The organism is Bacteroides neonati (genome assembly GCF_000499785.1).
In the GTDB taxonomy this organism is placed as follows: Bacteria; Bacteroidota; Bacteroidia; order Bacteroidales; family Bacteroidaceae; genus Bacteroides; species Bacteroides neonati.
The window spans coordinates 1,345,012-1,359,062 of record NZ_HG726020.1; the positions used below are offsets into that span (position 1 = coordinate 1,345,012).

The window sequence follows — 14,051 nt, forward strand, 5'->3', positions numbered from 1 at the left end:
AATAATATAAACGGTATTGTTAGCAGTTCAACAAAGAATGAGATAAAAGATTTTGCTTCAACAAAATGATAGTTACCATTGAGAAAAAGAAATAGAAAATAGCTACTTACAATGACAGTAAGTATAAGTATATGCTTGGCATTGATCTTGTTTTTCATTGTTTTTATCTTTTAAGATTGAAGTTAGTTTTTCATAATTACCGTATTTGATAGTACAAATGGCTTTAGTTCATTGTGTTGCAATAAATATGAGGTTTTTTCTTGTAAAACATTAATTATCAGTATAATTTTATTTTTAATTAACTCTTCGCGAGCAGACGAAATACGTATTTAAATGAATTAAAGAGAAGAACGCGGCATTCTTATTCCTATTAAAAAAAAGAAGGCAAAAAACGCCGCGTTCTAATGTCTTTTTATTTTTTTTGAGCAAGGAACGCAGCATTCTCATGCGTTTTTATTTTTGGGGGATTAAGAATGCAGCATTCTCGGGTCTTTTATTTTTTTCTGAACTAAGAACGCTGCGTTCTAATACCTTTTTGTTTTTTTGGATCAAGAATGCAGCATTCTTAGCTTCACCGTTTAAGGACAAGCAAAAAGGTTACGATTTTCATAGCTATCACTTTTAACTAGATATTGGTGATTTAGCAAATTAAAGCATCACAGATTATTTTCTACAAGTTTGAAAAAGCAAGCAGAACAGAGTTAAATACATAGGTGTTAGCATATACAAAGAATGAACATCAAAATAAAGTGGGATAGCGTCGATTTTGATCGGAGCATATAACTATCGCCGATTTCCACCTTTTTCATTGAAGAAAACGGTGGAAACCGGCGATAGTTAATAGTAGAAAAACAGATGGTGCTTCGGTAAGAAGCGTTCTTATCTATTTCAGACGGAAACGAAGCGTGCCGCCATGTATCAATTCATCGTGTGTAATCCGGAAGCGATTGATCTTCTTATTGCCCAACCGAACCTCTTCGATATACAACGATTCGGGACGCTTGCGGTCTGTTTCGATGATTAATTCGGTTTCCTTATAGTATTCGGGGCTCAGGCGAATGGTTACCTTGTCGAACACAGGGGTAGTCAAGGTATACTCGGGCGAACCGGGACAGTCGGGATAGAAACCGATCATATTGAATATGGCCCAGGCGGACATGGTTCCGGTATCATCGTTGCCGGGGATACCGTCGGGCTTGGTCGTAAAGTGCTTGGCCAGCAATCGTTGGGTTTGTTGTTGCGTACGCCACTCCTCGCCTTTGAAATAGGAGAAGAGATAGGGATAGGCAATATCGGGCTCATTGGCAGGATCGTACAAACCTTCGTCGAATACCTTTTGAAGCTTATTGACAAAGGCTTTCTTGCCTCCCATCAGTTTGGCCAGACCGTACACATCGTGGGGCACGTAGAATGTATAATTCCACGCATTGCCTTCATGGAAACCGGGACTCGGCTCAAAATTCTCGCCTTGTTTCGGATCGAACGGTGTGTAGAACGATCCGTCGGGCAGAAGCGGACGAAGCATACCAAACTCCTTGCTGAAATAGTTGCGATAACCCAACGAACGATTGTAGAACAGCTTGGCATCGTCTTTCTTGCCCAGCGCGGCAGCGAAACGAGACAGGGCATTGTCGGCAATGTAATATTCGAGTGCATGAGAAACCGAATTGTCGAACGGCTCGCGCAGCGCAACATAGCCTTTTTGCAGGTAATCATCGTTGTCGGGACGCATCAAATTGTCCGCACCTGCGGCAGTGGCCGATTTGTACATGGCTTCGTAGGCCAGATCGACATCGAAATTGCGCAACCCTTTCAGGTACGTATCGACAATGACCGGAATGCTCGGATCGCCCTCCATGGTCAGTGTTTCGCGACCGTAAAGCTCCCATTTGGGCAACCAGCCGTGTTCGCGATACATATCGAGCATCGTGCGCACCATATCCATCTGACGCTCGGGATAAACCAGCGTGAGCAGTTGATGCACGTTGCGGTACGTATCCCAGAGCGAGAATACCGTATAGCGATTGCCCTCGGCGGTTAGAATCTCCCCACTCTCCATGGCGGGATACTGTCCGTTTACGTCTTGCAGAATATTGGGATGGATGAGCAGGTGATAGAGGGCGGTGTAAAACACAGTCTTCTGATCGTCCGTTCCTCCCTCTACGCGAATGCGAGAGAGATCATCGTTCCAATGAGCCACAGCTTCGGCATGCACCTGCTCGAAGTTCTTTTTGGACTGCTCCTGTTCCAGATTCAAGCGTGCATTCTCTATGCTGACAAACGAAACACCCATCTGCACTTCGATCTGTTCGCCCTCTTCGGTATCGAACGTGAAGAAGGCACCGATATCATCGCCTGCCAACTCTTTGCTGTACTTGGTGTAGAGTTTGAGCTTGCCGTTATCGGCATCCCACTGTGCTTCGACTCCGGTCATGGGGCGTTGTCTTTTCCAATAACCCGTACGCAGAGGTTTCTTGTTGACCCGCATCACAAAATAGATCGGGAATACCGCCTGCGGGTTGTAACAGAAAGTGCCCAGCACCTTCATGCCTTCTACCTCGTAGTCATTGACGCGTCGCAGCATTGCTCCCGTTTCATTGGTCAACCCCTCGCCCAGATTCAGCAAGATGTGGCTCTCTCCTTTGGGGAAGGTAAACCGTGAGATGCCGGTACGTGGGGTAGCCGATACTTCGGTTTTCACCTGATACTTGGTCAGGTAGTTGGTGTAATATCCGGGCGATGCCTGTTCGTCTTTGTAGCGGCTGCCGTACTCCTTGTAGTCTACATTCAGCTTCCCGGTGGTGGGCATCAACAGCAGCGAGCCCAGTTCGGGGCAGCCTACGCCACTGAGGTTTACGTGCGCATAGCCCGTAAAGAAACTGTTGTGATACTCGTAAGGAGTCGACCACCAACGGGCGTCCTTATCGTACTTATTGTCCGAAGAGCCCATCACGTTGAAGGGCACTACAGACATCATCCCATTGGGGCATACAGCTCCGGGATTGGTGGTTCCAAAGTTCGTGGTTCCGATAAACGGATTCACGTAATTGGTAGGAATAAACTCCCCTCCTCCCTGCCCAAAAACGGAGCAGAGAGAAGCAAGGAGGCAAAAAGGAAGTGTTAAGAAGAATCGTTTCATTAAATAATGCTGGTACGTTTCGTAAACTCAATAATTTCGGGGATGTAGCCAAAAGCAAGTCCCGTTACCGTATCGGCACAACCGTAATAGATAGCGATGCGCCCCGTTTCAGAGTCATGAAGGGCAGCACACGGGAAGCATACGTTGGGAACATCGCCCGTGCACTCGTAAATCTTTTGTGGAGAAATCAAATAAGGGCCCGAACGGTATTTCACCTTCCAAGGTTGTTCCAGATCGAGCAATGCCGAACCGAAGCTGTACACAAAACCATTGCACGAAGCCAACACACCGTGATAGATCAGCAACCAGCCTTCGGATGTTTCGATCGGAATCGGACCTGCACCAATCTTGGTACACTGCCAAGCACTCTGTTCAAACGGAGCAGGCGACATAACATGACGGTGATGCCCCCAGAACTCCATATCGGGCGATTCGCTATAGAAGATATCTCCGAAAGGTGTATGTCCGTTATCGCTCGGACGGCTCAACATGGCAAAGCGTCCGTTGATCTTACGGGGAAACATCACTCCGTTGCGGTTAAAGGGAATGAATGCATTTTCGAGCTGGTGGAAGGTTACGAAATCATACGTATAAGCTACACCAATCGTTGGACCGTGATAGCCGTTGCACCAGGTTACATAGTAGCGATCTTCGATAAAGCATACGCGCGGATCGTAGCCGTATACCCACTCGCCTATCTCGGCATCGTTGCACTCGAACTTCAACGGTTCTTCATTGATCTGCCAGTTGATGGCATCTTTACTAAAACCTACGTGCAAACGCATACGACGATTCGTATCATCGCAACGGAACACACCGGCATACGCACCGTTGAAGGTAACCACGGCACTGTTGAAGATACTATTCGATGTAGGCAACAAATCGCGAGGGATAATAGGGTTGGCAGAGCAACGCCATACTACTTCGTTCGAGCCTTCGGGACGATCTTCCCAAGGCATAGCGGGCAGGGCTTGGCCTGCAATTTTAATAGATTCAGTCATTTTTAATTAGTTTGTTTTTATAGGTTTATTTTTTTTCGTCTTTATACGTAAACGGAACCAGCCACGTGATAATAAAGGCCGGAATGGTAGCAATAAGCACATAGATGAAGAAGTCGCGATAGCCCAACCAGTCGCTCAGGTAACCACTCATCATACCGGGAATCATCACGCCCAGATTCATAATGCCCGAAGCAAAGGCGTAGTGTGCCATTTGGTGCTTGCCGGGAGCTACCTGCTGCATCATAAACAGGGTAAGTCCCACGAATCCGAAGCCGTAGCCGAAATACTCGAACGCAATGGCACTGCCGACGAGCACGATGCTATCGGGTTGATAGATGGCAAGTAGCGGATAAACGGCAAAAGGGATATTGAAGACGCAGCAAAGCGTAAAGAGTGTTTTCTTCAATCCGCGTCCGGCAATAAAGTAACCGGCCAAGAAAGAGCCTAACACAAATGCACCTGCACCAAACGAACCGTAGTAGATACCAATTTGCTGCTCGGTCAGTCCCAGTCCACCTTCGGCAACGGAGGCTTTGAGAAACAACGGCACAATCTTCATCACATACCCTTCGGCAAAACGATAGAGGATGATGAACGCAATGTACCACACAATGTATTTCTTGGCAAAGAACGTACAGATAACCTCCCACAGCGCGCGCATGGTATCACGAAAAGACTTCACCTCTTCGACCGCACCACCGCCCGAAGGAAGCATACGTATGTGATACAACCCCAGCAGCACCATGATAGCACCGCAACTGCCCATGATAATCATCCAGGCATTGGCTTCGCCTACGATACCGATCAGGTATCCGGCCAGGTAAACCAGTCCGCCGGTAGCCACAATCTTTGCCAGGTTATAGAAAGCCCCCTGCCAGCCGATATACTTCGCTTGATCGGCTTTGGAAAGCACACTCATATATACACCGTCGGTAGCCACATCGTGTGTGGCTCCACTAAAGGCAATTACTGCCAGTAGGGCAATGGAGTAACAGAAGAAATCGGGCAGATGCAACGAGAGCGCTACCAACCCAAACATCACACCGGTGGCAATCTGGGTAAGCACAACAAAGTACTTCTTGGTTTTGTACATTTCGAGGAAAGGACTCCATAGCGGTTTCAAAGTCCACGGAAGCATGATAAGCGATGTCCAGAAAGCAATCTGGGCATCTGACACGCCCATGCCTTTGTACATTAAAACAGCCACCATGTTGAGTACCACAAAGGGCAATCCCATGGCGAAATAAACAGTAGGTACCCAGGTTACCGGGCTTTGATTCAATTTATGTGTTGACATGTATTTATTATTGTTCATTGATAGTCTCTTAGCGAATCACAATCTCGTCGGTAAATATAAATCCACCTTTCTTGTCGGTATGAGCCACGTAGCGTACATAACGTGCATTAATCTCTCCTTTCCATCCAAACTCGCGGAAAATCAGCCTGTCGTACTCGCGCGATAAGTCATTATCGATGCGGCACAACGGTGCAAACGTCTTTCCATCTTCCGAGGTTTCGATCTCTACATATTCGGGCATCCATACCCACGGTCCGCTAATCTGCATCCAATCGGCACTGATGGAGTGTATGGGAGTAGCGGCACCCAGATCGATGGTCACGTCCATACCCTGCTCCAAGAAACCTTGCCAGCGCTGATCGCCATACGTCCATCCGCCTCTCAGTCCGTTCACCAAAGCCTGATTGCCTCCGGCGGGATATTGGGGCGAGAAGGGTGTGTTGTAGGTAACGGGCTTACCTACCGCCAAGTGTTCGACAGGTTGCAGGCTGACGGCTCTTTCGCCTTTTTCTTTCGACAGATCGAAAGGATGATATCCGCGCTCTTTCAAATCCTCTACGGCTACAAGCGCACGACGATGGAAATCGGGCCATGACTTCTGTTCGAGCGGTGTCCATGCCACCTCGGCCAATGCCAACAGGCGGGGATACAGCATGTATTCGGCATATTCGGGCGTACCGATGTATTCGGTCCACAGATTGGCTTGTACGCCCAGAATCAGTTTTTTCTGTTCCGTAGTCAGTGAATCGGGAACCGGGTTATAGCTGTACACCTTCTTCAAAGGCACATAGCCACCGATGCTTTCGGGTTCGCTCGTCGGGTCGTCTTGCGAATGGTCGAAATAGCAATATCCTCCCGGTGTCATGATGGCGCGATGTCCCGAACGGGCAGCAGCAATGCCTCCCCCTTCGCCACGCCATGACATCACGGTAGCATCGGGAGCCAATCCGCCTTCCATAATCTCGTCCCAGCCCAGCAACTTACGTCCGTTCGCGTTCAAGAATACTTCGATGCGGTGAATCAGGTAGCTTTGTAGTTCGTCTACATTTTGCAGTTTCTCGGCTTCCATCCGTGCCTTACACTTCGGACAGGTTTTCCAACCACCCTTGCCGGCTTCGTCTCCACCGATATGAATGTATTCCGAGGGGAAAAGTGCCATCACTTCCGTCAACACATCTTGCAGAAAGGTGAATGTCTGCTCGTTGCCGATGCAGAAGTCCGAATTGACATAAGGCTTCTCTGCACACGACAGCTCGGGATAAACCGCCAACACCTCTTCCGAGTGTCCGGGCATCTCTATTTCGGGAATCACCGTAATATGGCGGGCAGCCGCATAGGCTACCACCTCTTTGATATCTTCCTGTGTATAATAACCGCCTTGGGCTTTCGGATCGTCTTTCGAGCAGTATTTACTGCCTCCTTTCCACCACTCTTTCCAAGATTCGTAAGGACGCCAGGCAGCCACATCGGTGAGTAGCGGGTACTTCTTGATTTCGATACGCCACCCTGCCCCATCGGTGAGATGCCAATGAAAGCGATTCAATTTATAAGACGCCATGGCATCGAGCTGCTTCATCACAAACTCTTTGCTCCGGAAATGACGAGACACATCGAGATGCATACCGCGGTAGGCAAAACGAGGCGTATCACTTATCTCCATGGCAGGAACAACCGACGGAGTTTCGGCCAAACGAATGAGCTGCAACAACGATTGTACGCCATAAAACAGACCGGTTTCGGTAGGCGCGGCAATCGTTATCTTCGATGTGGTAACCGACAGTGTGTAGCTCTCTTCGGTCGGATAGGCATCCGACGGTTTAACAAGCAATAAACTGATGGTCTGCTCTTTTCGTTCCTTTTTCGTTTGAGGCAAGTCCAGTGCCGACCCTTTGAGCAACACAAGCAGATGCTCGCGTTGCTCTCCTGTTAGGTTGGTATACAGACGTGTTTTCTGACTCAACGAAAAACTGCCTTGCCGCCAGTCAACCTGCGAGGGTTGAGGAATGAGGTTCAATACCGGCTTCTGTCCCGAGGCATCCCATGCAAGGAAGCCGAAGAGCAGTGCCATAAAAATCGTACGACAGTGTTTCATAGATCTATCTGTGTTTTATGATGAGTTATTTTTTTATGGGTGTAGCTCCCATTACAAACTCCAGCGTACCTCCATTCACAATATCCTGATGGGTGAAGAAGGGAGTCTCCAACGGCTTACCGTTCAGGGTCATCGACTGAATGTATTTATGAGCGCGGCTGTTGTTTTTAGCGATCACGGTAAACTTCTTACCTCCTTTGAGGTTGACCGTTACCTTATCAAACAACGGACGACCGATCGAATACACCGGTTTTCCGGGGCATACCTGATAGAAACCCATTGCATTCAAGATGTACCAAGCCGACATCTGCCCGCAATCTTCGTTGCCCGACAATCCGTTGGGATCGTTAAAGTAAAGGGTCTGCAATACGCTATCTACCAATTGCTGTGTTCTCCAAGGTTGATCCACATAATTATACAGATGCGTAATGTGGTGGCTGGGTTCGTTACCGTGTGCATATTGTCCGATCAGTCCGGAGATATCGGCCGAGGTAGCGTCGCCTTCGAGAGCCGAATCGGCAGTAAACAAAGAGTCGAGTTTACTGATAAATCCCTCGCGGCCACCCATAAGCTGTACCAAACCGTCTACCTGATGAGGTACAAACCAAGTCCACTGCCAGGCAGTGCCCTCGCAGTAATCATCGTTACGGTGAGTCGATGCACGGGGACTGAACGGAGTACGCCAAGCACCTTTGCTATCGAGTCCGCGCATAAAGCGGGTTGAAGGGTCGAAGTAGGTTTTGTAACCTTCGGCAAATTTCATGTATTTATCGCGATTCGGTATATCGCCCAAACTGTCGGCCATGGCTGCAATACACCAGTCGTTGTACGCATATTCCAATGCTTTGGCTACCGCCTCATTGTCTTTATCGCATGGCACATAGCCTATTTTATTTTTCCAATATTTAGCCTGCGGCATCAGGTGGGGCAGTACCAATGGCGGACATTTGATACCGGTCGTATCGTATTCGGCCACGCGCAAACAGGCTTTATAAGCCTCGTCCACGTCAAAATTGCGATATCCTTTCATGTACGCATCGGCAATCACCGACACGGCATGGTATCCGATCATGGTTCCGGTATAGTTTCCGGCAAGCTCCCACATAGGCAGCACACCACCCTCGCGTTGTTTTTGAATCAACGAGCGAATGAACACCTCGTTCAAATCGGGGTCGATGATGGTCATGAGCGGATGATAGGCACGGAACGTATCCCACAAAGAGAAGATGGTGTACATCGGCTCGTTTACATCGCCTTGATGCGCTTTGAGATCCATGCCCAGATAGCGACCGTCGGCATCGGTAAATAAGTTAGGCTGCACACCTGTATGGTATAATGCCGTATAGAACATCGTCTTTTGATCCTTGTCGGCAGTCTCTACATCGATTTTCGATAAGTACTTGTTCCACGAATCTTTGGCTTGCTTGCGAACGCCCTCGAAATCCCATTCCGGAATTTCGGCCTCTACATTGCCTTTGGCACCTTCCATATCGACTGCCGAAATACCCACTTTCACCAATACCTCTTCGCCGGCTTTGGTGTTGAAATGCAGCAATACTTTGGCAGTGGGCAGTAACTTACCACCTTTGTCGAGTGCCACCGAATCGGTAAGCAACGTATAGGTAAAGGGTTTGGAGAATTTAGCATAGAAGTTGATATACTGATCGAACGCCCAGTAAACCGTTTTCTTATGACCGCGTATTTCGGTATCACTAATCACCTCGATTTCCATCTCTTCGTTCTTCTGACGTTGCAAGCTGTAATCGAAGTCGAGTATAAAGCCGGCCTCTTTGCTCTCGGGGAAGGTATAGCGGTGGATAGCCGCACGCTTGGTTGCCGTTAGCTCGGCTTTGACTCCATAGCGGTCGAGCAATACCGAGTAGTAGCCCGGAACGGCCACTTCGTTGGCATGCGAAAAGCCCGAAGCATAAGCCATCTGCTGACTCTCGCTTCCCATCGAATGTGTTTCTTGTTTGCCTACGGTGGGCATCAACAGCACATCGCCGTAATCGCCGCAACCGGTACCGCTCAGGTGGGTATGCGAAAACCCGTTGATCGTGCTATCGGCATAGTAATAGCCCGAGCAGGCATCCCACTGATAGATACGGGTATCGGGGCTGGGTTGAATCATCCCATTGGGAACAATAGCACCGGGAAACGTGTGTCCGTGTCCGCCTGTACCAATAAGCGGATTCACATAAGTCGTGTAGTCGGGAGAGCTTGACATCTGAGAGCAAGAAGCTGCCCCCAGTAACAATGAACATCCCAAAAGTGTAGTAATCAGTTTCATATATCTGTTTTAAGTTAGTACTAGACGCCCTACCACTATTTACAGAAAAAGTGGTATATATATAATACAACTGAAAGGAGAAATATACTATTCCTCTTCTTAAAAAAGTTAGAATGGTAACGGGCCATCATTCCCTATTCCGCCAAACGGACTAGCCGCTTGCGGTGCATAATCGGGGCTGGGAGGCGGTACGCTCGAAGCATTGTTCATGCGCGAACCGAGTACCGGTATTTCGCCTTCGGTAGGCATCGGAATCACCATGTCATCGTCGGGATTCTGGAAGCGTGCAAATTCGCCCTTAAAGCGCAACAGCACATCGCCCGTAGCACCGTTACGATGCTTGGCGATGATGATCTCGGCCATACCGCGCAAATCGTTTCCACGATCATCCTGATAGATTTTATAATACTCGGGACGGTGGATAAAGCACACCATATCGGCATCCTGCTCGATGGCTCCCGACTCACGAAGGTCGCTCAACTGCGGACGTTTGCCCTCCACCCCTTCTCGATTCTCAACACCACGATTCAACTGCGACAGGGCGATGATGGGAATATTCAACTCCTTGGCAAGCCCCTTGAGCGAACGCGAAATGGTACTTACCTCTTCCTGACGACTACCGAAAGCCATACCACTGGCATTCATCAACTGAAGGTAGTCAATGATGATGATCTTCACGCCATGCTCGCGTACCAGTCTGCGCGCTTTGGTTCGAAGCTCGAACACCGAGAGCGAAGGGGTATCATCGACATAGAGTGGTGCATCAATGAGGTCTTTTAGTTTGTAGTCGAGCTGTTGCCACTCGTACGAGGCCAACTGTCCGCTCTTGATTTTCTCACCGGGAATTTCGCACACGTTGACGATCAAACGATTCACCAACTGTACGTTGCTCATTTCAAGCGAGAACAGCGCTACGGGATGTTTAAAGTTCACAGCAATGTTTCGTGCCATCGATAGTACGAAGGCCGTTTTACCCATGGCGGGACGAGCGGCGATAATAACCAAGTCGGAATTTTGCCATCCGGCCGTCATCTTATCGAGCTTTGTAAAACCACTCTCCAAACCACTCAAACCATCGGTTCGGGCAGCTGCTTTCTGCAACAACTCATAAGCCTCGGCAATAACGGGATTAATCTGTGTATAATCCTTCTTCATGTTTTGTTGCGAAATCTCAAACAGCTTTCCTTCGGCCTCTTGCATGAGGTCGTCTACGTCGAGTGTTTCGTCAAAAGCTTTGCCTTGAATGTTGCTGGTAAAGGTAATCAGTTCGCGCGCCAGGTATTTCTGTGCAATGATACGCGCATGATATTCGATGTGAGCCGAAGAGGCTACCTTACTACTGAGTTGCGTGATATAGAAGGGGCCGCCCACTTCGTCGAGCTCGCCTCGTTTGGCCAGTTGCTCTTTCACCGTCAAGATATCGACCGGCTTTTGGTTTACTGCCAGATCGGTGATAGCCGAGTAAATCAGTTGATGCCTGCGTTCGTAAAAGGAGTCGGGACGCAGAATTTCGCTCACCTGCGAATATGCATCTTTTTCGATCATCAAAGCACCCAGCACAGCTTCTTCGAGTTCGGGAGCTTGCGGTTGTATGCGCCCGTAATCACTTACCGGTTGTGCCTTGGGTTTACTGTTACTGCGACTATTATATTTTCTTTGTTCGGCCATTGTCTATTTATTACGAATTACGAATGACAAAGATAGAACATAAAAATGAAGAATGAAGAATGAAGAATGAAGAATTTGTTAACTTTGCACCGACTATCTATCATTCACCCTTTAATTGCCCAACGAGCATGATTTCATTTCCGAATGCCAAAATAAATCTGGGACTACACATCACCGAAAAGCGTCCCGACGGATACCACAACCTCGAAACAGTTTTCTACCCCATCCCACTCGAAGATGCCTTAGAGATTCATCCGTTACTCAACGCCAACGGGCGCTCGTTCGCTTTTCATCCTTCGGGGCTCGAAATTGCCGGACGCGTAGAAGACAATCTCGTTGTCAAAGCCTATCTGCTGCTCAAAGATACATTTGAATTACCCCCCATCAACATTCACCTCTTTAAGCACATCCCGTCGGGTGCAGGGATGGGCGGTGGCTCTTCGGATGCTGCTTTCATGCTCAAACTACTCAACGAACGTTTTTCACTGCAACTCACCGTTGAGCAACTCGAAGACTATGCTGCTATATTGGGTGCCGATTGTGCTTTCTTTATCCGCAACAAACCGACCTTTGCTTCGGGTATCGGCAATGTATTCTCGCCCATCGATCTTTCGCTATCGGGCTATCAACTCATCGTAATCAAGCCCCACGTATTTGTTTCAACGCGCGATGCTTTTTCGAAAATCACCCCGCAACAACCTAAATTTGCATTGCAAGAGGTGATAAAACGCCCCGTGAATGAATGGAAAGAGTATTTAGTCAATGATTTTGAGGCGAGTGTATTTCCGCAGTTTCCGGTGATACGAGAGATTAAAGAAGAGTTGTATCGCCAAGGAGCCATCTATGCCGCCATGAGCGGATCGGGCTCTTCGGTATTCGGACTGTTTGCGCCGGAGGTAACATTGCCCGAAGGGAACACATGCTACCAACTTACATTGTAAAACACCTTTATCAGAAAGTCAAGTTTCAAATTCCTGCGTATAACAAACCTATTTTTCCCTGTTTGCAAGAGTAGTATATTAACGCAGCGTTAACTACGTACTTTTACCCACCAAGAGTACGTATTCATTGATACCAAAACTACGTACTCTTGCATACAAGGAGATAGTAAATTAACATTGTTAAAAATATCATGAAAAAAGGCTCCCATTCCATTATTCTCAATTGCTAAAGAATAATAGAATGGGAGCCTTATGATAGAACGGTTGTATTCGTTCGTTATTTTGCCAGTTCCGGATTGGCAGCTATCGCTTCTTTCGGAATGAGAATGGTATAACGATCATCGTCTTGCTCTAAAACAAACGTTTCGCCTTTCAATACCTTCTCGATACGCGGACGAGTAGTACGACGAAGATCGAACCAACGATGACCTTCGAAAGCCAATTCACGGGCACGTTCGTTAAGAATTTCAGCAATCAAGGCTTCTTGAGTCAATGCGTTCACTGCCGCTTCTTTAGCTGCATATGCCTCGGGGGTATAGCGTTTCTGCATCAGTTGCAGCAAGCGGGCACGGGCTTCGGGCAACTTATTCAGATGGGCAGCAGCTTCGGCAGCAGTCAGGTACAATTCGCCTACACGGAAGGTAGAGGAAAATTCGCTTGCACCTACCTTCAAGCTCTTACTTGCTCCATCGGCATTGGGAGCCGAGAAGCAAAGTGCCAAACGACGGTCGCCTTGCTCGTACATTGACAAGAAGTTGGCCGGTGCCAATGCAGCATTGTTATCGCTACTCTCCATTCGCTCCAAAGCAGTAATGTTCTCTACCGACTGGAAGTTATTTGGCAATACAGGAGATGCGGCATTCAAATCTTCCAACGCCGATTTATGACCGAGTACAGATTGAGCAGCATCGTAAGCCGACTGCCAGTCCGCCTTATACAAGGATATACGTGCCTGAAATGCTTCTACCGCGTCTTTGGTAAAGCGATACGAAAACTGAACTTCCCAACTCTCTTTATTCATCAAGGCACGGGCATTGTTTACATCCGACTGGATTGAGGCATACACCTCTTCGACCGTATTGCGGCTCAAAAGGCCTTCGAGGTCATTGTCCAACTTCAACGGAACCGATTTGGTGGTAAGTGCACCGGGCTTAGTGTAGGGTTGGCCATGTAGGTTTACCAGCATAAAATGCATATAGGCGCGAAGCAGGTAGGCCTCGGCAGCTAGTTGATCAATCTCGGCGGGAGTACCCTCGGTAATCTGCTTTTGATTTTCAATAACATGGTTAGCTACGAAGATGACATTATAAAACCCACCCCAGTCCAATTGATTGGTAGTAGGCGCAGGAGCTACGTCGTTCCAACGCTCCCAATCGGCATATCTTTGTTGATCCCAGTTATTGGCAACAACTTGCATCTCGTCGGAACGAAATCCAACAGTCCCTCTCTGCATCGGAACTCGTTTGTAGGCACGTGCCAGCAATGCCCGATATTCTTGTGCCGTAGTAGGGATAACACTCCCTACCGGCTTTATCTCCAGGTATTTCTCGCAACCCGAAAGTGCGAGCAAACAGCTAAGCAGTACAACTGTATATATTTTTCTCATATATATCTTTTATCCAT

Annotated in this window: 8 protein-coding genes; 1 reads left to right on the forward strand and 7 read right to left on the reverse strand. The window is 48.1% G+C overall.

What is annotated here, in order from left to right; all coding sequences use genetic code 11:
- Positions 1 to 883: 883 nt before the first annotated feature.
- The 6 genes from TY03_RS08580 to dnaB form a co-directional block, all read right to left on the reverse strand.
- Positions 884 to 3,139 (reverse strand): GH92 family glycosyl hydrolase, encoded by a 2,256-nt coding sequence (locus tag TY03_RS08580; RefSeq protein ID WP_042368926.1) that lies wholly within the window; start codon positions 3,137 to 3,139, stop codon positions 884 to 886.
- On the reverse strand, positions 3,139 to 4,140 hold the full coding sequence (locus TY03_RS08585) for a glycoside hydrolase family 130 protein (RefSeq protein ID WP_042368929.1): 1,002 nt from the start codon (positions 4,138 to 4,140) through the stop codon (positions 3,139 to 3,141). The genes TY03_RS08580 and TY03_RS08585 overlap by 1 nt, the downstream gene beginning before the upstream one ends.
- A 25-nt stretch (positions 4,141 to 4,165) precedes the next feature.
- On the reverse strand, positions 4,166 to 5,437 hold the full coding sequence (locus TY03_RS08590; RefSeq protein ID WP_042369348.1) for an MFS transporter: 1,272 nt from the start codon (positions 5,435 to 5,437) through the stop codon (positions 4,166 to 4,168).
- A gap of 28 nt (positions 5,438 to 5,465) precedes the next feature.
- A complete protein-coding gene (locus TY03_RS08595; protein ID WP_042368930.1) occupies positions 5,466 to 7,505 on the reverse strand; it encodes a glycoside hydrolase family 20 protein in 2,040 nt (679 codons plus the stop codon).
- Positions 7,506 to 7,554: 49 nt separating this feature from the next.
- Positions 7,555 to 9,819, reverse strand: coding sequence for a GH92 family glycosyl hydrolase (locus tag TY03_RS08600; protein ID WP_042368932.1), 2,265 nt, complete (start codon positions 9,817 to 9,819; stop codon positions 7,555 to 7,557).
- Positions 9,820 to 9,927: 108 nt separating this feature from the next.
- Positions 9,928 to 11,487, reverse strand: a complete 1,560-nt coding sequence (gene dnaB, locus TY03_RS08605; protein ID WP_042368934.1) for a replicative DNA helicase — start codon at positions 11,485 to 11,487, stop codon at positions 9,928 to 9,930.
- Between the two features lie 128 nt (positions 11,488 to 11,615).
- Here dnaB and ispE point away from each other — a divergent pair, with 128 nt between their 5' ends.
- Positions 11,616 to 12,428, forward strand: coding sequence for a 4-(cytidine 5'-diphospho)-2-C-methyl-D-erythritol kinase (gene ispE, locus TY03_RS08610; protein WP_042368936.1), 813 nt, complete (start codon positions 11,616 to 11,618; stop codon positions 12,426 to 12,428).
- Between the two features lie 277 nt (positions 12,429 to 12,705).
- Here the strand turns inward: ispE and TY03_RS08615 are convergent, their stop codons facing one another.
- Entirely contained in the window at positions 12,706 to 14,034 is a 1,329-nt protein-coding gene (locus TY03_RS08615; protein WP_042368938.1) for a RagB/SusD family nutrient uptake outer membrane protein, read from the reverse strand.
- Positions 14,035 to 14,051 lie beyond the last annotated feature (17 nt).